Below are 22171 nucleotides of genomic sequence, written 5' to 3'. Positions count from 1 at the left end.
CGCCTAGTCCTTAAGCTAAAGGCCTTGACGATTCAACCAACCGTTTCAGCCTGAAATTCTCAATCAAAAAAATATACAGTCAATTCTCGGCAACTAAAAAGGCTGCCCCTTTTGAGACAGCCTCTTTTTTATTATTGATTAAAATTAAGCTCCATCAACTATTTATCCCACCATACTTTACCTGTTAGTTTATCACCGCCAGGTACTGCTGCAGAAGCTGCACGATAGTTAGCTGCATTGGTTGTTTCTTCATATGCAGGATATGGGAAGCGACGTGGAATAGCTCCGCTTGTAACACCTGTTGGATGCACCACAGGAGTTAACACCGGAAAGCCACTTCTTCTCCAGTTAGACCAAGACTCATAAAAGTCAAGCATTGTATTGGTGTGTATCCAATACTGGGTATTGATTTGTTCCAATCCATTAGCCGCCACATAAGGATTACTAGCTAAGTAAGCATCAGCTGTGGCTTCCGAAATTGCAATAGATGCATCATATTGAGTCAAGAAGGTCATTGCTGCTTTAACGCCCTTATTATAATGCTCGGAAGCAGTTCCTCCAATTCCCCATCTTTGAGCAGCCTCAGCCAATAACAATTCCGATTCAGCATAAGTAAGAATAAAGGTATTACCATCTCTTTTGATCATCGCAGGATTTGGAGATGAATAATCAGCAAAATCTGTAAAAGAAGCATCTTGACGAATATCGCGGCCCGCAATTCCACTCAAGTCTTTACCATTTGGCATGCCTTTTTGCGCCGACGGGTCCGTTTTATAAGATGAGTTTTGATTTTTATCCCCTTCAGATAAATAAATTTGAGTTACGGCCACCTTAGACAGACGAGGATCACTTGAAGCTTTTAATTTATTAATGAAAGTATCTGACCATTTTACATAGTATGACTCTGGACCACCATCTCCCAACAAGATTTGGCTGTTACGATTCTGAGTGGTTCTAGCACCTGCTACATCTCCTTTTAGGAACGCATTGTCTAAGTTGTTCAGCATCGTTTTATCAACAACCTTCTGAACGTATGATTTAGCTAAGTTTTCATCAACTTTAACCAAACGCATGGCCATACGTAAAATCAAGGTATTACCAAATCGTTTCCATTTGTTAATATCTCCATTATAAATAGCATCACCGGTAATCTTGTCTCCACCATCTACATTCAACGCAGCAACGGCTTCCTCAACTTCCTTCAGCATGTCGGCATAAATTAAACTTTGTGCATCATACTTAGGAGTAAAATTACCATTGTAATAACCCATACCTGCATCAAAGTAAGGAACATCACCATACAAATCGGTAATACGCTCCATGATCAATGCTTTCATTATGCGTCCAACCTGATGAATATTGTTATACTGAGGTTTACCTGCCGTTGATTGAACTAAATCAACAACAAATTTTACTTGCTCCGGATATGCTCCTACTGCACCATTATCATTCATCCAGTAAGCCGCAGTATAATCTGGATTCAAGGCATACTTATCTCCAGCCCAGTAACCCATTACACTTGAAAAACCTTGCATCATTGTTGATGCGTAGATTAAGTTAGCTCTCCAAGTATCATAGGCAAAATCAGAGCTTCCTGTATAACCCAACTGTGCATTTGTTAAAATATAGTTTGGATTAAAATTAGCCTGATTATACGACGCAGGGTTAGTATTTATATCTTCGAAATTTTTTGTACAACCACTGCTCAAAAGCAAAGCAGCAACACAAAAACTAGAGTATTTAATAAATTTCATTTTCATCTTCTTAATGATTTACGGTTTAGAAATCCTTAATTAAAATTTAACATTTAGGTTTAAACCAAAAGTGCGAACAGGAGGAACACCACCCAATTCTAAACCAGGAGCATTTGCTGTGTAGTTTGCTTCAGGGTCAATGTTGTCAGTTCTTTTCATTAAGGTAAATAAGTTACGAGCTACGAAGCTTACAGTTGCACCTTGAATAACATTGTGGAAGACTTTGTTAGAGAAAGTATAGCCCAAAGAAATTTGTCTTAGCTTAATAAAGCTTGCATCCTGAACAAAATCTTTAGACACATTATTTGCAAACTGGCTGTAATAAGTAGCCGCATCAATCTTATTAGCACCCGAACCGAAAGTACCTTCGCGGTTAACCAAAGTGCCTTTATGTAAACCAAACTGATAACCATAGTAATCAGTTGCCGAGAAAATTTTACCGCCGAATTTTCCATCAACCAAAACTGAAAGAGTTACTTTGTCGAATGTAAATTCGTTATTCCAACCTGCTGTCCATTTATGAAATGCAGACCCAAAAGAGGTTAAATTTCCTTTTTCAGGCACACCATTGGCTGCATAAACAATGTTACCATTGGCATCATATTTATAATCATAAGCCATTACCTGAGCTGCTGGCTTACCAACGATGTTTTCAATGAACCCTACACCTGAACGAGAAGTACCAGTTAACATTTCAGTTGCTGTTCCTGCTAAAGAAATAACCTTATTATTATTGATTGCACCGTTTAATGAAGTAGCCCAAGTGAACATTTTAGTTGAAACAGGAACACCTGTAATTAATGCTTCAAAGCCTGTGTTTTCCAATTCACCAGTATTTAACACCGCACCTTGATAACCTGAAGTAATTGATGAAGGACTAGGTAAGATTTCATTTTCAGATTTCTTTTTATACCAAGATAAATCTAAGCCTAAACGATTTTGCAAGAATTTTAATTCCGTACCAATTTCAATCTCAGTTGCTTTCGAAGCTACAAGACTTGCATTAGGAACGCTTGTATTTGTAATAGTTCCCAATGGCAATCCATTTAAGGTAGTAGAGCCAAAATTATAGCTTAATGAAGTTAAATAAGGATTAGTTGCCTGACCTACCTGAGCATATCCAGCCCTGATCTTACCAAAGCTCAATATAGATGGTTGCCAAACTTCTGAGAATACAAATGAACCACTTACTGAAGGATAAAAAATATCTAGTTTATTGTCTATTCCTTTAGCTGCAAGAGTGGAGAACCAGTCATTACGTCCTGAGGCAGTTAAATATAAGTAGTTTTTATAAGCCAACTCTAAAGTTCCATAAACCGATTGAACTTCTTGGTCACTTACAATGTAGTTTGTGGCTTTATTTTTTGCATTTAAAATGGTATTCACACCAAACACTGCAAAATCATTTCCACTGTTAATAAACGACTCTGATTTGGTTCTTCTATAAGAAGCACCCAAATTAGGGGTAATAGTTAAATCAGATATTGCTTTAAATGATTTACCAACTAATCCGTCAACATTCAAATCATTGAATTTTTGGTCTGTTTCTGAAATAGAACCAGTAGCTCTATAAGCAGTACCTGAAGGAACAACGGCTGTATAACGGTCTTCATAAGCATCACGGCCTGCACGACCTTGTACGAAAAAGCCATTTTTTAGCTCATATCGCGCACTTAATGAAGACATTAAGCGATTTCTGCTTGTATTATTAACAAATTTAGAGGTTGCAAAATAAGGGTTGGTAGCCCATGGATTATTGGTGTTATAAACAAGCTCGCTACCATCTTCATTTACTGTTTTAGACAAAGTTTTAACATCTAAACTGGTTGGCAAGAACATAACGTTATAGTTAGCATTACCAGCTCCATCTGATAAAAACGGACGATTATTAACTTTATCTAAAATATAGTTTGCACGGGCATCTAAAGTTAAATTCTTTAATGGACTAAAACTACCCGTTAAGTTAAACGTATTTCTTTTTTGACCTGAGTTAGGAACAACCGAGTTATTGGTTAGATTACTTGCAGAAAAGCGTACAGCACCGCCTTCAAAGCTTTTGCTTAAAGCCAATGAATTCGTCCAGCTTCCGCCTGTTCTGTAAAAATTCTCCAGATTATTTTTCTGAGCAGAATAAGGTCTTGATTCTCCATCAAACTGAACAACATTAGATCCATCTAACTTAGCGCCCCAGCTAGACTGACCAACTTGTGCTGCACCCACTTGTGATGTAGGTTTAATATTGTTGGCACCTTGTCCATAAACGTATTGCCAATCTGAAGGATCCATAATTTGTTCAGCAACGTAATTTGAATTAAACTCAATGCCTGAACTTTTTGCGCCTTTAGTGGTAATTAATATTACACCTGCTTTAGCTCTGTAGCCATATAAAGCAGAAGCCGCCGCTCCTTTAAGAACTGAAATAGACTCAATATCATCAGGATTGATGTTACTAATGGCATCACCAAGATCTGGAGCATTATCCCATCTGCCACCCGGATTAGCATTTGGCTGACTCTCCATTGGAACACCGTTGATAACATATAGTGGCTGATTCGATTGACCTAAGCTTGACGCACCACGAATGGTTACACTTGACGAAGATCCTGCACCACCAGCGGTTGAGGCAACATTTAATCCAGCAACTTTACCCACTAAGGAGTTAACAACATTGTTTTCTCTTGCCTGAGTAAGTTCACTGCCTTTAACTTCAGACACTGAATAACCTAAGGCTTTTCTTTCCTTTTTAATCCCTAAAGCAGTTACAACTACTTCACCTAATTCTTTGGCATTAGAAACCATTGCAATATTAACAGTGGCTTGCTGACTAAGCTTTACCTCTTTTGAGGTATAACCTACAAACGAAAACACTAATGTACTGCCAGTTGCTGCTGAGATGGAATACTTACCATCAACATCTGTTTGCGTAGCAGTCGTAGTGCCTTTTACCATAACAGTAACCGAAGGCATCGGCTGGTTGTCTTCGGCCGAGGTTACCGTACCGGAGATGGTACGATTCTGGGCTGACGCTACTGTTGTTATAAACAACAATAGAGACATAAGTTTAAGTAACAATTGTTTCATACGATTGGAAATATTTAATACTCGTAAAATTATATTTTTTTTATAAACAACAAAAAAAAATTAAAATTTTTACAAATGTTAACATTCCACTTAAATATTTTGTTAAACCTCCTCTTGCTTAACTCTTTCTTTTACAAGAAATAGCAGTATAATCCATCTAAAATAATGTGTAACATTTACACTATTTCAATTAAGCTTTTTACAACACAATTTGCTGTTTTATTGGTGTTTAACAGCGTTACTTAATGCTAATAAACGTTGGATTTACAGCAGTTTCCAACTTGCGTATACAATTATTTCGCTTTTCTTACTACTTATTCATTCGGCTAATGCTGAACCTCAAACAAAAAGGGCTGGTTTTTTCAAACCAGCCCTTTTTTATAATTGTCAGAAAATTTATTTAGCCCACCAAATCTTTGTTGATTCTTTATCAGGCCCCTGTCTGCTTATAGCCGCTGCTACATTAGTTTGATTCAGCTGCGTTTCATTTGTTGAATATTGCATTCGTTGAGGATATCCTACGCCTAACGATGTAATAGCGTATATTTTAGTATTATTCGGAATGTCTTGCGTTACTGATTTAGGATAACCGGTTTTACGGGCCACAGCCCATGCTTCAAATCCATGACCGTAAAGCGAAACCCAAAGCTGAGTGGCTACCTTTTCATAGTTCTCTTCTGCACTTCCATTTAACTTGGCGGCATTGGTTCCCATAAAAGTTGCAATATCCCCTGCAGTAACGCTGAATTGTTCCATAGCTAATCTTATTCCATCCTGATAGGCTTGTTCAGCATTGCCGCTACCTACACCTTTTAATATTGCTAATGCTTTATAGAACTGTGCTTCTGATGCACTATACGCCCAACCTGGCATCATTGGCGTGCTACGTTGTGTATAGTCGTTTCCAATAACATAATCAGATGGATCAGAAAATAGGTTATAGACCAACAATGATTTTATTTTATCATTCATCCGTGCAGGTTGACCTAAGTAATAAGTATTTGCTGCAATTGTATAAACAATATCGTTTGCAGTAGTTGACTTTGTAAAAGGAACTTTTTCTGTATTCAATAAATTCTCAATAAAAGCAAGATATTCAGCGTCCGTTGTCTTTGGATAGGTTATAGCACCTCCTGCAATGGGTTTTGCATATTTTGCTAAACGAGGGTCGTTTGTTGATGAAAGTATGTGAATTAATGATTGACTTAATTTCCATTTTGATCCCTCACCTCCAAATACCCACCATATATTATTATAACCATCATCCAAATAACCGGTTTGAGCCGGATCCTTATCAACTTTAGCTGTTTCTGTTATCGCTGTCATTAAAGGCTGACCTAAACTTGCAATAACTGCCGTTGCAGCAAAATCAGCCCCCTGTGCTCCTAAAGCCCGCATACCCATACGCAACCGCATAGAGTTTGCCAACTTTTTCCATTTCTGCATATCTCCATTGTAAAATAAATCAGTACTTACCTTGACAAATGCATTCTCTATTGTTGCATCACCTATTAATGTAATCGCGTCACCCAAATCAGTAATCGATTGTTTATAAATATCGAGTTGTGCATCATACTGTGGTGATAAAGTTTTGCCATCTGCAACCTGAGAATAAGGTATGTCGCCAAAAGAATCTGTCAACATCTGATAATACATAGCTTTCAAAATCAAACCAACCGCATAAACATTCTTATTGGGCTTAGATCCCTCAGGTCGTGTGGTTTTCAAAAGTTCTACAATACTGGCAGGAATACGGGTATAATAATCGCGCCAGTACCAATCGGTATAATCAGGGCTATACTCATAGCTTAAACCATCGTCCCACCAAGAACCAGCAGCTCCAAATCTAAAGTGATCTGCAAACCGATCAGCATGGATCAATTGAGCGCGCCACCAAACCTCTCTGTCAGGAGAGAAGGTATAACGCTGAATAGTTGGAACAAAAAAAGTTGGATCAACACTTTCAGGTGTCGCCTGTGTCGGGTTGGTATTAATTTCATCGAATTTTTTGGTACATCCTCCTGATAACACCAAAGCGATTAACCCGATACTAACTATAAGTTTATTAATTAATGACGTTTTCATAACTCGAATTGTTAAAAGCTAACATTTAGATTTAAACCAAAACTGCGAGAAGAAGGCATATTGAAGAAAGATATACCTTGAGAGTTGCTCACACTATAACTCGATTCGGGGTCAATGTTTTTAGTTTTCTTTGAGATGAAAAACAAGTTTCGCCCTACCAAGCCTACCGTAAAACTTCTGAAAAACTGATTCTTTATTGGCACTCTATATTGAAGTGATGCTTCACGAAGTCGAACGTTAGTTGCACTATAGATATATTGCTCGGCAATACGTGCGTTTCGTGTGTTATAATACGAAGAAGCTTCAACGTTGGTGTTAACAACATTGCCGGCCTCATTAACTCCCGAAACCGGCACCCCTCCTTCACGACCTTCAAGTGATTCGAGCGAAACACCCAATGAGGTTAAATATTGATCAGTATACGAGTACAATTGACCACCAACTCTGGCATCAATCAAAAATGAGAAAGCCAGATTTTTATAAGTTAAGGTATTGGTAAATCCGGCGGTCCATTTAGGTTGATAGTTGCCAAGTATAACAGGACTAGATGACGATAATGGAATACCATTTGCATCTAAAACCAATCTGCCTTGTGAATCTTTCAAATAAGTGTTTCCATAAATATCCCCGTAACCTCCGCCAACTGTGGCGGCAATTTTAACTGTTGGAGTTTGATCTAAATCTCCTAATAGGTAGGTAGGAAAGCCTGGTAATAAAGAATTTAATGTATTTTCATTATGTGCAAAGTTCAAACTGGCGTCCCAAGTGAAGTCCTTGGTCTTTACCGGTATACCACCTACTAATACTTCAACTCCTTTATTAGTAAGTTCGCCGGCATTGGCCCATTGTTGGGTATAGCCTGTTGACTGAGGAACAGGGAGTGAAACGATCTGATCTTTAGATTTTGTGTTGTAGTAAGAAAAATCGGTATACAAGCGATTATTTAAGAATCTTAACTCGGCGCCTATCTCAAAAGAATTAGTGGTCTCGGGTTTTAAATTTTCATTTGGTTTTACTTGAGGCACATAGCTTCTGGGTGAGCCATTATAAAGCCTTGGATCAATACTGTATAAGCTAAGTGTTTGATAAGGAATTACATCAGAACCTACCTTTGCATATGATAGGCGAAGTTTTCCGAATGAAATTGTTGAAGGAGAAAGCTGAAACATTTCACTAAATACCCAAGAGGCACTTACTGATGGATAAAAATAGGAACGGTTATTACTTGGCAATGAGGACGACCAGTCGTTTCGACCCGTTACACTAAGGAAAAGGTAATTGTTATAACCAAACTCTGCGGATGCATAAACTGAGTTTACTCTTTTCTCGCTAAAATTATAGGTGACCTGCTGAGTTGCTGTATTACCAATAGTTTCCAAATCAGGCACCTTGAATGAATCGCCTATATAACCCACATCTTCAAAGCGCTGGTGTAACATGTTACCCCCAAGACTACCATTAAATGTAATATTACTGGCAATATTCTTCTTAAACATTAAAAGTGCATCAAAATTAGATTCAAGTGTTTGAGGTGTACGTTCTGTTACCCGTCCCTTCGTATAAAGCACGTGGTAATAAGGAAAAGTCTGATTGATGGTCTGATTTAAGTAATCAGAACCAAAGCGTACTTGTGCTGTAAACCAATCCGTAAATTGATAGCTACCACTTATCATGCCTGTAAGACGGCGGCGAGTATCGCCATTGGTGTTCGCATACTGAGTCCAATATGGGTTTTGTATAGTACTTCCCCATGAGCTTAAAGTTCCGTCGGCATTTTTATAGGTTTGAATATCACTGTTTGCAACATTTCGTGGCATCTGTAATAGTTGCAGTGTGGGGTTATCGTAGTTATCCCCCATATATGGCCTGTGATCGGCATCTTGCGTAAAATAAGTGATTTTGGCGTCTACCGATATTCGTTTGCCAAACTTGGCTGTCCCCCGTAGGTTAAACGTGTTTTTCAGCAGGTCGCTGTTAGGCAACATTCCTTTACTATAAAAGTTTGAGTAAGAGAACCTGAACGTTAGATTTTCATTTCCGCTTTCAAGGGCTAACGTATTAGCATAGGTTTGGCCTGTTTTAAAATAATCCTTTACGTTATTAGGTTGGGCAGAATATGCTTTTTGGGTTCCGTTATAATATAACTGTTGTGAACCGTCGAGCTTTGCTCCCCACGATCCAGGAGTACTTAGTAAGGCGGTCATATCGGTTGGAGCTTTGCCTAATGCACCCTGTCCGTATTGATTTTGATATTCAGGCAGTACTAAAGGATCTTCGATGGTAGTGCTGGATGTGAATGTTACCCCAACACCTTTACCTGCCCGTCCTTTCTTGGTGGTGATTATAATTACCCCATTATTCGCTCTTGAGCCATATAATGCTGCTGCATTTGGCCCTTTTAACACCGACATTGATTCGATATCGTCCGGGTTAATATCGCCGATACCATTACCATAATCTAACCTGTCATATTGTTGGGTTGCATCACCAGGCTTAACACCTACGTTCCCATTGTCTGAATTATCAATTGGAACACCATCAACCACATATAATGGCTGGCTATTTTGACTTAGCGAGCGATTTCCCCGAATAACAATACGAGAAGCGCTACCAGGTCCACTAGAAGATGGGGTTACAACAACACCTGCTACTTTGCCAGATAAGGCATTAGCAATGTTACTTTCTTTAACTGTTGAGACCTGATCTCCCTTTAATTCGGTGGCAGTATAGCCCAAGGTTTTCTTTTCTTTTGAAATACCAAGTGCAGTTACCACCACCTCTCCTAATTGACGAGAGTCAAGTGAAAGAGTTACGTTTACAACATCGCCAGAACCAAGTTTTATCTCTCGTGATAAATAGCCTATGTAAGAGAATACCAGCGTTGCCCCTTCGGCAGCTTTGATACTGTACTTGCCATCCAAATCTGTTTGAGTAGCCGTGCTGGTTCCCTTAATCATAACCGTTACCGAAGGGATGGGCTGCTTGTCGTCAGCCGAGGTGACAGTCCCTTTAATAGTGCGTTGTTGTGAGAAAGCTGTGGCTGAAATTCCCATAAAGAGTAGCAACAGCAAAATGTGTAGATACTTTTTCATATAAAGAGCATTTAGATATACCTAATTTAACATAAAATTCTGATTATTAAAATTTTACATTATTCGAAAAATACAAATGCTTTACTATGAAGTATCTGTTCAATAAATATAAATTATTAGAATATTGGCACTAAAAAACCCGATAGTTTTAAAATATATTAATCGATCTTTAAATATTTAATCGTATTAATAAATACATAATCAATGATTTGCACATTAAACCATAGTCTAGCAAATTGATATTCTTTTAATGTTAAAAATACCATTTTAACACTCATACGTAATATCTATTATCAATTTAACAATTCATTAAAGCTTTTGGTTCGCCTCGCAAAATTGATTCAATGTAAAACACGTGTTACATTTAGTACTATGTATTGCATGGTATTATTAAAAGCATATATCTTTGTAATATGATAATCGAAAACACGCAAACCCAAATGAGGAAAGGAATACTAGAGTATTGTATCCTTTCGATAATTTCCCGAGGGGAAATATATGCCTCAGATATTATGGAGGAATTGCGTAATGCCCGTCTATTAGTAGTGGAGGGCACACTCTATCCTCTATTGACAAGATTAAAAAATAACGGACTGTTAGTTTATAATTGGGTGGAGTCGGCTTCGGGACCGCCGCGTAAATATTATAAATTATCAGAGGACGGCTTAAAGGTACTTGGACAATTGAATGTAACCTGGCAAGAACTCGTTTATGCGGTTTCAGCAGCTACTTCAAATCATAATGGAGAAAAAACAATAGATCAATCATCTTCTGATCAGGAGAGTTCAGAAGAAAATAACGAACAACTGAACAACCAATAAATCTACTGCAATGAACAAGACAATAATCATAAATATAAGTGGCATCATTTTTCATATTGAAGAAGATGGTTACGAGGTGCTTAAATCATATATAAATGATGTTAAGCGACACTTTTCTACTTCAGAGGATAACTTTGAGATAATTACAGATATCGAAAACCGTATTGCTGAACTCCTAACTGAAAAACTAACCAAAGAAAACAGACAGGTTATCTTTTTAGGTGATGTTGAAGAGGTTATTGCCAAAATGGGAAAAGTGAGTGATTTTGAAGTGGATGTTGAAGAACAAACAACTGCTTCATTTCAATCTACCACGTCTAAAGGTTTCGCAGATGACTATTCGAAAGTTAAACGTCGTTTATTTAGAGATAGTGATAATCAAATAATTGGTGGTGTTTGTTCGGGTGTTGCAAACTACTTAGAAATCGACCCCACATGGATCCGCCTTATTTGGGCACTACTTACGCTAACCTGGGGATTTGGCTTGATCATTTACATCATTTTATGGGTAGCTGTTCCTGAGGCTAAAACTGTTGCCGATAAAATGGCAATGAAAGGCGAGGCAGCAACCTTAGCTTCGATAAAAAAGGCAGCAAATGATAAACTAAATGAGGTTCAACATAATTCGGGTCTAAAAACATTTTTCGAACGCTTTTTCGAAGTGATAGGAAGAATCTTAAAAGTGGCCTTAAAAACCTTCGTTATATTCATTGCTGTGATTATAATAATGGCAGCCGTAGCAGCGCTGTTGGCTATTTTCACAGGCTCAACTGCCATTGTTTTTTCCGAATCATTTGGGTTAAAAAATTTCCCGCCTTTAAACTTTGTTGACCCCACCTTCCGTGTGCCTCTGTTACTTTCATTATTTGTATTGGTAATGGTTCCGGCCTTGTTCATTATCTGGTTGGGAATAAAAATCATCTTTAACAGAAGCTTTATAAACAGAGGAGCAGCATTTGCAATGTTGGCGGCTTGGGTTGTCTCTCTTTTTGTTTTTGCCCTGTATGCTGGCCGCTCTGCCGCGAGCTTTAAGGAAGAAGCAACAATTCGCCAGTCAATAGACTTAGCCCCTGTAAAAAACAATACCTGGTATTTATATGCCGATGACAAGAAATGGTTAACTCATTCAGACAGCTTACGTTATAATATCACTATTAAAAGTGGCAAATCTATTACCCATTATAGTGATGATTTTGATATGGATGAAGTAAATCTAAGAATTGAAAAAAGTCCTGACACCAAAGCTCATTTGATAAAAATCTACAAGTCAAAAGGTAAAAACTTTGACAATGCGATTGAAAATGCTCAAAATATCCTGTACAACTTTATTCAAAAAGACTCTACGATGACTTTCAACCGTCATTATGAATTAAAAAATAATGGATTATGGCGTGTGCAGGAGGTAGAATTGATTTTGCAATTACCTGTAAACAGTAAGGTTATTGTTGACGAGCAAATGAACTCCATAATGAGAGACCCTTATTATTACGAATGTGAGGATAATGACTCCGACAACAAATCTTCGCAATCATGGTTGGTTACCGAAACTGGTGTAAAATGTAGAAATGGATTTAACCCAAGTGCTTTTAGTCGTTCGGAAGACCTTGATGGCCTTTTGAAAAAAATTGCCCGCGAAGAGATAAACATCAAACTCAGCAGTTTAAACGCAAACATTACAATCGATTCTAATAATCAAAATATAGATCAGGAAGATAATGGTGATTACAAGATTTCTACCCAAGTAACTATTAAAGATGGAAATGATGTAAAATCTGAACCGTACGAAATTATTATCCGCAAGAAAAAAGACGCCCGAGATCCGTACAACAAAGAAAGCTGGAGAATTGAACGCACTTATAAATCAAGTGGTGAAGAATTCTAACTATTAAAAAACGTTCATCTTAATATATCAATGGCCGAATGAGTTTACTTGTTCGCTCTTCGGCCATAAAAATTAACAATCAAGTGCAACATCATAAAGGAACAAAGCGTCATAAGCAGAGAACATAAAAATAATGAGGAATACGAAAAAAACTTAATCAACACAAAAAACCAAGCATCATATGAAAACCTATCTTGTTTATAAACTCTCTTACCTACTAATGTTTAGCGTATTTGGACTCTATGTTTCAAAATCGCAACATATTAATCCATCAAGTTACACGCAATCAGCAGAAAAAAATGCAAAAGCAATTGCACAAAAATATACCATTGAAAAACTAAAACCGTTTACAACTAAACTTTGGGTTCCAATAGACAAAATGACACTAACAAATCTGGGGAATGGTTACTTCAGAATTTTAGCACAGGTAGATATTGCATACAATGCTATCCCTGAAAGACTAACCTATGAAATTGGTCTGCATTACACAGATACTGATTTAAACAATACCGTTGTCGATAGTTTCAAACGGATTGAAAAGTAAACTTCTCTCTTCATATACTAAATAAAAAGGGGCTTGTGGCGAGCCCCTTTTCTTTTAAGCAGTTCCTTTATTCTTGTCCCACCAGAAAAACAGCATTGCTAAACAATACTTTACCACTCTCCCAAAAACTTCGGAATATTGGATTATCAGCCATATAAATGAATTGACCGGCACCTACTTCTTCAACACCGAAAATCAGCGTGTTTTTTAATTTCGATTTTGCTTTATAACCAACAAAACCACTTACAAGTCCATTGTCGCCAATAACACCTACATTCCAGTTGCCTTTAGGTAAAAGTTGATAAGTGTTTATATCCTGCCGAAGGGAAAAATAAGTGTCGGTATATCCAAAACCAAGTGGATGTGTATTATCCATCTTAATTTTATAAATACTTCCTATACTGTTTTCTGACAAATCATTTCTCGAACGACTGCTATAAGTTATCATATTTCCTTTTTCTGCTGAATTGGTATCGGTATCCTCCGTTTTTTGTTTCAAACTAAACCCGGCCTTACCTGCCAATTGCGCTACAGCATTTTCCATAGCAATAACTCTTCCTCCACCTCTCGCCCAGTCGCGCAGTTTTGAAAGGTCTCTATCAGAAGATAGTATCGAATATGTCCCATTAGGCAATATCAATACATCATAATCAGTGAGTTTGAGTCGATCGAATCGATCAGCCTGAACCACATCAACGGGGTAGTTCAACTGTTGTTCAAAGAAATGCCAAACTTCACCAAACGCATTCTCCGAAACATCATCACCCATTAAAACAGCCACTTTAGGAGCCTTAATCATATGAACAGACGAAGAACCAAAGTCAGCGCCTTTACTAACAAAGCCTGTTAACGTCATATCAATTTGTACACCAGTGGTCTGCGCTGCCGATTTAACAAGCTTATCAAAACTATTACCTACCAACTGATTGCCGGCACGGGTTATAATTAAAGTCCCCGGAGCATAGCTTTTTCCATTTAACTCAAAAGCAGTTTCAGCAAAACGAACCGATACTTTATCTTGCAATAACGCCGAAAGGAATCTTGCCGAAGCAACACTGTTCCATTCGCATAAATAAGCAACAGGCTGAACCGTTATACCTATGGCACTCTCTATTGGCAGCTTTGCAACTGCTGGCTTCAAGAGGGCTGCAGAAGCATAGGCATTTAAACCCCAAGAGTAAGGTAATGCCCATGATGTTAAATCATAAGTGATTGAATCGGCGAGCTTAGGCTTTGCATCAAACAATACATTAATGAATACTGATTTAGGTTGATAAGTATTAATAACCAAATCCGTTTTATCAATGGAAAAAGTTTCAACCTTGCCAGTTATGTAATTAAAACCCGATGCTGATTTTACCGATGACCCGTAACCATATTCGATCCCATTTTTATCAAGGAGTTTTGCAAAATCATTGATTTTTGCCGAATTGGCCCCTTTAATAATGTATGATTTATATTGGCCTTTCGGACTTGTTTTAGCTGAAGCAAAGTAGTTTTTAAACTCTTTTACTGCCTTATCGGCATTGGTAGAGGCAACCTCAATGGTGGATAAACTGGTTGTAAAGTGATGGTCAATCCTATTCTTCAATGTCAAGGTATCACCTTCACGGGTAATAACTCCTAAGCCAGCCCGTCCAGAGCCTCCTTGCTCAAAGGTCATCCCAATAGCACCATTAAACATAGGATAAGTATCACCATAACTTGGATAAAACAGGTCAAAAACCTCTTTGGTGAAATACAACCAATTATTCTGATCGAAATACATAGCGTTATTTTTACCAATTTGAACCTGGAAATCACGCTGCCACTGAGTAAGAGCTTCATGATATGGCGCAGCTGCTGGAGCAAAGAAATATGGCTCATTTATTCCCATTTCATGAAAATCAACGTGAACCTGCGGCAACCATTTATTATACAAGGCCATGCGATATTGGGTTTCCTGCTGCGTTTGCCAAGCCCAATCGCGATTCAAATCAAATAAATAATGATTGGGACGACCACCTGGCCAAGGTTCCTGATGCTCACGAGTGGCAAGGTTCATATTAGGATTTTTACCCACCCGTTCAGTATAAAAATTAACGTAACGCTCTCTTCCATCAGGATTTAAACATGGATCCATAATTACAATGGTATTTTTTAACCATTGCTTAGTTTTTGCATTTGACGGATTTACCAATTCAAACAAAACCTTCATTGAGGTTTCGGTTGATACCGCCTCGTTACCATGTACATTATAGCTCAGCCAAACAATAACTGGCTGCGAATTAGAAGGCTCACCCTCCTGGACACCGGCAAGCTTCAAGTTGTTATTCCTGATCTCTTCAATTTTAGAACTATTCTCATTTGAAGCAACAATGGCTACTTCTAATGGACGATGTTCATAGGTTTCACCATATTTTTGAAGTTTTACCATTGCAGAGTTCTTCGAAACATAATCGAAATAGGCTAATACCTTATAATGTGGGGTAAAACGAGAGCCCAGCGGATATCCTAAGAACTCATCTGGAGATTGTATTGTTTGTGCCTTAACGCCAATTGCCATTAGCAAAAACAGTAAAGCAGCACTTATCCTTTTATTCATTTCAGTTTTAATAATTGATGTTGAAAAATAAGAAAAACTACCGACAGGAGAGATTCTAAAGAAAAAAACCCGCCGGATCGTATAAAGCGGCGGGTTGATAAGTAAAGTTATACCTGATTAATAGTAGCCTTCATTTTGTGTTAGACTACCTTTAGTTGCGTCTATTTCACGTTTTGGAATAGGCAGGACTAATTCTGGATCATCCCATGAATATCCGCCTGTACTTGCTTTAACGCGGCGTATATCGTGAATACGGAGACCTTCATAAGCAAATTCCAGTTGTCGTTCATGCAAAACATTATCGACAGTTGGACTAGCGATATCAGTCACCCCTGCACGCTTACGAATTTGGTTTAGATCATTTGCAGGAGTATCTCCAATAGTTGTTCCTAAGCGCAGATTACACTCAGCACGAGTTAAATACATTTCAGCTAAACGAATAACAGGAATATTTTGACCAAAAGAAGTGAACTTACCCGTACATAAAACACTGGTCGATCTAGCTGAACCTTCTTCCGCATGATAGATCAAACTCATTTCACCACGTGTGTCATTATCCTCATAAGAATCAGCAAAGGCTGAATTTACCTGAGCATCCCCTCTTCCAACACTTCCTGCCTTACTTGCATAAAAGGTGGTTAATCCGTCATTGGCAGTTCCTGCATTATTCTGATCATTTTGTTGAATCTCAAAAATGCTTTCACTTGAATTGCGGTTATTAAAAGCGATTGTTACAACCGGATTCAGTCCGTAATTGCCACTGTCGATTACCTCATTTGCTGCATCTCTAGCTTTAGCATAGTCGCCCATTTGCAAATAAACCCTTGAAAGCATAGCCATAGCAGTATACTTTGTAAAGTAGTAAGAATCTCGTTCAGGCAACAATGATGCTGCTTCTGTTAAGTCGGTAATAACTTGATTATACACGACGTTTACCTTTTCTCTATGAGGAAGTACGGCTGCTCCTTCTTCATCATATACCGCAATTAAGGACAACGGCACCCCATCATTTGTGGCTGCAGTTGCTGCATCATATTGTTTAGCATACAAGCGAACTAATTCAAAGTGCATCATTCCACGCACCATTAATGCTGTTCCTTTAACTCTGTTTTGTTCATCAGTAGTAGTAGCAATTGAATATTTGTCCAAAATAACATTAGCCAACTCGATCGCTTGATAAGCATCAATCCAGGTACGTTGAACATCTGCATTATCAGTAAGCATGTTTCTTCTGGCAATCTGACGGTAACTTTGAAAAGATCCGCGCCAGGTTAAATAGCTATCCGACCCCAAAAGCTCAGGTACTAGATTCAGGTTAGTCCCATACAATGAACCCTTAGCTAACATTCCGTAACAGCCAATTCGTGCCGCTTCAAGATCTTCAGCAGTTTCAATGGCTACAGCAGCATCTACACCCTGTTTGGGTTTTATATTTAAGTTCTTATCACATGCTACCAATGAGGCACCAAGGAATAAAAGCAGCCCGTATTTTTTTATAATTGTTAATCTCATCTGTGTTAATTTTAGCATCTCATTAAAAACCTACATTTACACCTAACATAATAGTTCGTGCCTGAGGAGGAGTATAAAAATCATGTCCCAAGTTTACATTACCTGTATAGCTTGCATTCACTTCCGGATCATACCCTGTGTAATTTGTCCAAGTGAATAAATTTTGGGCCGAAGCATAAATTCTCAGATTTTCAATACCTAAACGTTTAGTGGTAGCAAGAGGAATGTTATAACCCAGCGTTACCGCTTTTAAACGTAAATAAGAACCGTCTTCAACCCAACGCGATGATTTACCAGCACCGTTTCCTTCATATAAACGAGGCTGAGGAATATTGGTGATCTGACCAGGGGTTTTCCAATAATTCATTTGATCAACCGTCTGATTGTCGAAATAATCACCATTAACTGATTGGAAGAAGCCTGCAATATTGTAAAGGTCGTTACCTGAAACAAATTGCGTTTGAATATCCAAATCAAAATTGTGATAAGAGAACTTGTTGCCTAAACCTCCGGTAAAATCAGGATTAGGGTTACCCAAAATCATTTCATCAGCAGCATCGTAATCATTGGTCTTCGATCCATCTTTATTCATATAAAGTGCATCACCATTCTCCGGATCAACTCCGGCATATTTTTTTCCGTAGAAAATGCCATATGGTTGGCCTTCCTCAATACGACTTAAAGTTCTTGACCCGCCAGAAATTATAGCTCCATTCATGTTAGTAACCTTATTTCGGTTAAATGAAATATTAAAGCTGGTTGACCATTTAAATTCATGAATTAAGTTTTGAGTATTTATGCTGAACTCAATACCACGGTTTGTTAAATCTCCAATGTTTTTGGTTATACCTGTATAGCCGTTTGTGGATGGAAGCGGTAATACCAACAATAGATCATTAGTTTTCTTTTGGTAAATATCTATCTCACCCGAAATACGATTATTGAAGAACCCATAATCAATTCCTATATCTCCCTGAGCGGTCCTTTCCCAACCTAAATCAGGAGAACCCAATGTAGTAGGAATTAATCCCGATTGATCAGCGTAGAAGATAGAACTATATAAAGAACGCGACGCAAAGTTGCCTATCTCTGAGTTTCCGGTTACACCATAACTTGCGCGAAGTTTTAAGAAGCTGATTGCATTATTGTTTGCTAAGAAGTTTTCTTCACTGGCAACCCAGCCGGCAGAAATAGATGGGAATGCACCATACCGATTATCTCTACCAAATCTTGAAGAACCATCGACACGAAGAGTGGCTCCGAACAAGTAGCGATCCTTAAATTTATAGTTACCACGTAAAATATAAGAAACAAAGCTATAACCAGTTTCGCTAGTTGAACCAGCCGAAATTACTGCTGCATTCTGGATTTTTTTGAATGTATCACTTGCAAAGTTTTTTCCTGAAACGGATGTCCCTAATAGTGTGCTCTCCTGGTAATCAAACCCGGCCAATACTTGTAAGTTATGGAATTGACTTAGCGTTTTATCCCAAGTTAGGTTGTTCTTGAATACCCAGTTGCTTGAACGAACCTGATTATCGCTCGAGAAGCCTTGCGGACCTCCATCTAATGTTTTACGTCCATTCCAAACACTTTCCTCAAGGTTCAAATAATCCAAACCTACCTCCGAACGGAATGTCAATTCAGGAATAACATTCCAGCTTAAATAAGCATTCCCTAGCGTTCTGAAGTTGGTTTGCGTATTCAAAGCATTATCAAGGTTAATCAGATTATTATAATATAGTGTTGCATTATTGTATTCCCCATCCTCAGCATACATTGGCTGAATAGGAGGAATTGCATTTAGCTGTACAGGGTTAGAAAACTCATTGTCAGCTGATACACGATCGTTTACTGATTTTACCAGGTTAATTGAAGTCCCAATTTTCACTTTTGGAGAAATCCCATGATCCAAACTTAAACGGCCGCTCATTCTTTTAAAATTATTGCCGAGAATAACCCCCTTTTGATCATTTAAGGTTGAACTTACAAAAAATGTAGTTTTGGCATCACCACCAGTTACTGATGCTGAATATTGCTGAACTGCGCCTTTTTGAAATGCAGCATTGTTCCAATCTGTTTCAAATGATTTGTTCCAGTCATCACTTCGAGATTCTGCTTCAAACTCTTCGGCAATATTATAGTCCATATTTTCGGCTGCGGCAGTAAATAACTCGCGATATTGTGCAGGGTTTAAGAATTGACGGAGATGGGTAGCGTCACTTACACCTCCAAAAGCGCTAAAAGAAACTTTTGTTTTACCAACTTTCCCCTTTTTGGTTGACACTATAATTACGCCGTTAGAAGCCCTGGAGCCGTAGATAGCTGCCGAAGCAGCATCCTTCAGCACTTCTATCGATTCAATATCATCCGGATTAATGTCTGCCATCGGGTTCATCGGCTCTCCTTGTGAACCTAAATCTTCAGTTACTACAGGAACACCGTCAATAACAAACAAAGGCTGGTTGCTTGCAGATATAGAGGAGATACCCCTAACACGAATATTCATGGCCTGACCGAGTTTACCACTTCCTGAGTTAATGTAAACACCTGTAGTACGTCCCTGCAAGGCACTCTCAAAAGAACTTAATGGTTGTTCCTTAAATTCTTTCGAGGTAACTTTCCCAATGGCTCCAGTTAAATCTCTTTTTAACTGAGTTCCATATCCTACTACAACCACCTCTTGCAATTGTTTCTGATCAGATAGAAGAGAAACATTTAAAACATCTCTGCTGCCCACTTTAATTTCCTGGTCCGAAAAACCTACTGCCTTAAAAACCAGTATGGCGGAAGCTTCTGCTTTAATCGAAAACTTTCCATTCCCATCTGTTTGAGTACCGTTTGAAGTTCCCTTTACTACCACACTTACTCCTGGTACAGCAGCACCGTCTTCTTTCGAAGTAACAGTACCACTTACTTGTTTCACTTGTGCCCAACTAAACAGGCAAAAGCAATTGAATAATACTAATAGTACAATTTTCCTCATATATTTAATTTTTGAATTATTCTTCTGTTAAATGAATGTTTTTCGAAACAGTAGTTTTTGAAAAATAGATGTATCCCAGTCTATAACTAGTGTTTATACAATATAGGGTTATATTTTAATTCCATTAATTTTTTATTAAATATATAACATAATTGTTATATAAAAGTATCAGAGGCTAAAAACATTCATCGGCACAGCTCTTTTCGAGAAAAAAAAATTCTTTATACAACTTGGTCTGTATTATTCATAGTAATCTTAAGTTAATGGAATATCCAATTAGCAATAACGATACTCCCGCTTATATTAGGTGCGCTATTAAATGGATTAACACTGTTAGTGAGTAATTACATTAAAAAAATAGCATTAAAAACTCATAGAACCCAAAAAACTGAGACTCTTTTAAGATTTACCAAACAAAAACGGTCGGCTTCATTTAAGAAACCGACCGTTTTAATTAGATCAAAAACTTTCTATTTAAACATAATTAGAACCTGATTTTTCTCAACTGTATCCCTTTCACCTACTTTAATAGCCTTAATAGTTCCATCGGCCTGAGCTTTAATAATATTCTCCATCTTCATCGCTTCAAGAACCAATAAAGCGTCGTCTTTCTTAATTTCATCCCCCTCCTTAACTAAAACCTTTAAAACCAATCCAGGCATTGGGGCTTTCAAGTCGTTTACTTTATGTGAACCTACAGCATCCATCCCAAGGCTACGTAATAATTCGTCAAACTTGTCTTTTAGTTCAACCACGTATTTAGTACCATTAACCAAAACAATTACACTCTTTTGTTCCGTGTTTAATTCCAAAATTTCAGCACTATACGATTTGCCATCGTCATTTATAATATAGAAGTTATCAGCAGATAGTTCCTGAATATCAGTTTTCAATAATTGATCATTAACTAAAACCCGACCATTGTCAGTTGAGATTGACAGTGTTTCCTTTTTATTGATAGTGGCTTTGTACATCTTAAGGTTTAATGATAAAGGCTTCAAACATAATTAAAATTCCCCTTATTGCAATTAATTGCTCATTGCATATTGTACCAGGTTAGCTCCCATTTGCAATGCCTTCTGATGCGTTTCCGCCGAGTCATTCGTATATATACCCTGATCTTCCCAGCCATTCCCTAAGTCAGATTCATAATCGTAAAAACACACCACACGGCCCTGATAAATCAAGGCAAAAGGTTGTGCTCTCTTTCCATCATGCTCATGAACTTTAGGCAAGCCGTTAGGAAATTTGAACTTCTGGTTAAATATTGGATGATTAGGAGGGAGTTCTACGAATTCAAGTTCTGGGAAAACTTTCTTCATCTCCAAACGCACAAATTTATCGAACCCATAGTTATCGCATATATGCAGAAAGCCTCCACCAATTAAATAACTACGAAGATTTAGTGCCTCCTGCTGCGATAAGATAATATTGCCGTGACCGGTTACAAATATGAATGGATAATTGAAAATTTCGGCGCTACCAGGTTCTACGATTGCCTCGTCAGGGTAAAAATTCGTGCCGATATTATCATTACAAAACTTAACAAGGTTTGGCAATGCGGTACGATCACCATACCAATCTCCACCACCGTTATATTTTAAACGTGCTATTTTATATGAAGGAGAATTAAAAGATGTAAGAAATAGGAAGGCGAAAAAAAATAGTGTAAGAAATGAAGTGTGAGCTATCAAGTGAAAGACCTTACCATTTCCGTTCAAACTTTTAAGCAGGGAATATGTTTTCGTTCGCATCATATTGGCTCTAATAATTAAAAGTGGTGTAATAAACTTTTACCGCATTAAAAGGATAACACACTGTTGTAAGTTA

At 37.8% G+C, this 22171-nt stretch carries 12 protein-coding genes; 3 read left to right on the top strand and 9 right to left on the bottom strand.

What is annotated here, in order from left to right; genetic code table 11:
* Window positions 1-158: 158 nt before the first annotated feature.
* From NF867_RS00285 to NF867_RS00270, 4 genes are all read right to left on the bottom strand, one after another.
* Window positions 159-1760, bottom strand: coding sequence for a SusD/RagB family nutrient-binding outer membrane lipoprotein (locus NF867_RS00285; RefSeq protein ID WP_252585449.1), 1602 nt, complete (start codon window positions 1758-1760; stop codon window positions 159-161).
* A 33-nt stretch (window positions 1761-1793) separates the two neighbouring features.
* The gene (locus tag NF867_RS00280) at window positions 1794-4835 is read right to left on the bottom strand and encodes a SusC/RagA family TonB-linked outer membrane protein (RefSeq protein ID WP_252585448.1); all 3042 of its coding nucleotides are present in this window, start codon (window positions 4833-4835) and stop codon (window positions 1794-1796) included.
* Between the two features lie 396 nt (window positions 4836-5231).
* Window positions 5232-6920 carry a SusD/RagB family nutrient-binding outer membrane lipoprotein gene (locus NF867_RS00275; RefSeq protein ID WP_252585441.1) on the bottom strand — a complete coding sequence of 563 codons (1689 nt, stop codon included), beginning with the start codon at window positions 6918-6920 and terminating at the stop codon, window positions 5232-5234.
* 11 nt (window positions 6921-6931) lie between these two features.
* A complete protein-coding gene (locus NF867_RS00270) occupies window positions 6932-10012 on the bottom strand; it encodes a SusC/RagA family TonB-linked outer membrane protein (RefSeq protein WP_252585440.1) in 3081 nt (1026 codons plus the stop codon).
* Window positions 10013-10425: 413 nt separating this feature from the next.
* Between NF867_RS00270 and NF867_RS00265 the strand changes: the two genes are divergently transcribed.
* The 3 genes from NF867_RS00265 to NF867_RS00255 all read left to right on the top strand — a co-directional run bounded on the left by NF867_RS00265 (window position 10426) and on the right by NF867_RS00255 (window position 13259).
* Window positions 10426-10833, top strand: coding sequence for a PadR family transcriptional regulator (locus NF867_RS00265; protein WP_252585439.1), 408 nt, complete (start codon window positions 10426-10428; stop codon window positions 10831-10833).
* Window positions 10834-10843: 10 nt separating this feature from the next.
* Window positions 10844-12715: a PspC domain-containing protein gene (locus tag NF867_RS00260; RefSeq protein ID WP_252585438.1), complete on the top strand. Its 1872-nt coding sequence runs from the start codon at window positions 10844-10846 to the stop codon at window positions 12713-12715.
* 181 nt (window positions 12716-12896) lie between these two features.
* Window positions 12897-13259, top strand: a complete 363-nt coding sequence (locus NF867_RS00255; RefSeq protein ID WP_252585436.1) for a hypothetical protein — start codon at window positions 12897-12899, stop codon at window positions 13257-13259.
* A 67-nt stretch (window positions 13260-13326) separates the two neighbouring features.
* Here the strand turns inward: NF867_RS00255 and NF867_RS00250 are convergent, their stop codons facing one another.
* The 5 genes from NF867_RS00250 to NF867_RS00230 all read right to left on the bottom strand — a co-directional run bounded on the left by NF867_RS00250 (window position 13327) and on the right by NF867_RS00230 (window position 22098).
* The gene (locus tag NF867_RS00250) at window positions 13327-15843 is read right to left on the bottom strand and encodes a M14 family metallopeptidase (RefSeq protein ID WP_252585434.1); all 2517 of its coding nucleotides are present in this window, start codon (window positions 15841-15843) and stop codon (window positions 13327-13329) included.
* 117 nt (window positions 15844-15960) lie between these two features.
* Window positions 15961-17355: a RagB/SusD family nutrient uptake outer membrane protein gene (locus NF867_RS00245; protein WP_252585432.1), complete on the bottom strand. Its 1395-nt coding sequence runs from the start codon at window positions 17353-17355 to the stop codon at window positions 15961-15963.
* 22 nt (window positions 17356-17377) lie between these two features.
* Window positions 17378-20341: a SusC/RagA family TonB-linked outer membrane protein gene (locus tag NF867_RS00240; RefSeq protein ID WP_252585431.1), complete on the bottom strand. Its 2964-nt coding sequence runs from the start codon at window positions 20339-20341 to the stop codon at window positions 17378-17380.
* Between the two features lie 470 nt (window positions 20342-20811).
* A complete protein-coding gene (locus NF867_RS18280; protein WP_256471337.1) occupies window positions 20812-21315 on the bottom strand; it encodes an acyl-CoA carboxylase biotin carboxyl carrier protein subunit in 504 nt (167 codons plus the stop codon).
* A gap of 54 nt (window positions 21316-21369) precedes the next feature.
* On the bottom strand, window positions 21370-22098 hold the full coding sequence (locus NF867_RS00230) for a DUF4159 domain-containing protein (RefSeq protein WP_252585429.1): 729 nt from the start codon (window positions 22096-22098) through the stop codon (window positions 21370-21372).
* Window positions 22099-22171: the final 73 nt, after the last annotated feature.

Origin of the sequence: Solitalea agri, from assembly GCF_023914155.1 — a bacterium.
GTDB lineage: Bacteria > Bacteroidota > Bacteroidia > Sphingobacteriales > Sphingobacteriaceae > Solitalea > Solitalea agri.
This window is presented reverse-complemented; position numbering and strand designations above follow the sequence as displayed.

Coding starts and splice junctions, on each gene's coding strand:
- NF867_RS00285 (WP_252585449.1), bottom strand. CDS start 1,760: ATGAAAATGAAATTTATTAAATACTCTAGTTTTTGTGTTGCTGCTTTG.
- NF867_RS00280 (WP_252585448.1), bottom strand. CDS start 4,835: ATGAAACAATTGTTACTTAAACTTATGTCTCTATTGTTGTTTATAACA.
- NF867_RS00275 (WP_252585441.1), bottom strand. CDS start 6,920: ATGAAAACGTCATTAATTAATAAACTTATAGTTAGTATCGGGTTAATC.
- NF867_RS00270 (WP_252585440.1), bottom strand. CDS start 10,012: ATGAAAAAGTATCTACACATTTTGCTGTTGCTACTCTTTATGGGAATT.
- NF867_RS00265 (WP_252585439.1), top strand. CDS start 10,426: ATGATAATCGAAAACACGCAAACCCAAATGAGGAAAGGAATACTAGAG.
- NF867_RS00260 (WP_252585438.1), top strand. CDS start 10,844: ATGAACAAGACAATAATCATAAATATAAGTGGCATCATTTTTCATATT.
- NF867_RS00255 (WP_252585436.1), top strand. CDS start 12,897: ATGAAAACCTATCTTGTTTATAAACTCTCTTACCTACTAATGTTTAGC.
- NF867_RS00250 (WP_252585434.1), bottom strand. CDS start 15,843: ATGAATAAAAGGATAAGTGCTGCTTTACTGTTTTTGCTAATGGCAATT.
- NF867_RS00245 (WP_252585432.1), bottom strand. CDS start 17,355: ATGAGATTAACAATTATAAAAAAATACGGGCTGCTTTTATTCCTTGGT.
- NF867_RS00240 (WP_252585431.1), bottom strand. CDS start 20,341: ATGAGGAAAATTGTACTATTAGTATTATTCAATTGCTTTTGCCTGTTT.
- NF867_RS18280 (WP_256471337.1), bottom strand. CDS start 21,315: ATGTACAAAGCCACTATCAATAAAAAGGAAACACTGTCAATCTCAACT.
- NF867_RS00230 (WP_252585429.1), bottom strand. CDS start 22,098: ATGATGCGAACGAAAACATATTCCCTGCTTAAAAGTTTGAACGGAAAT.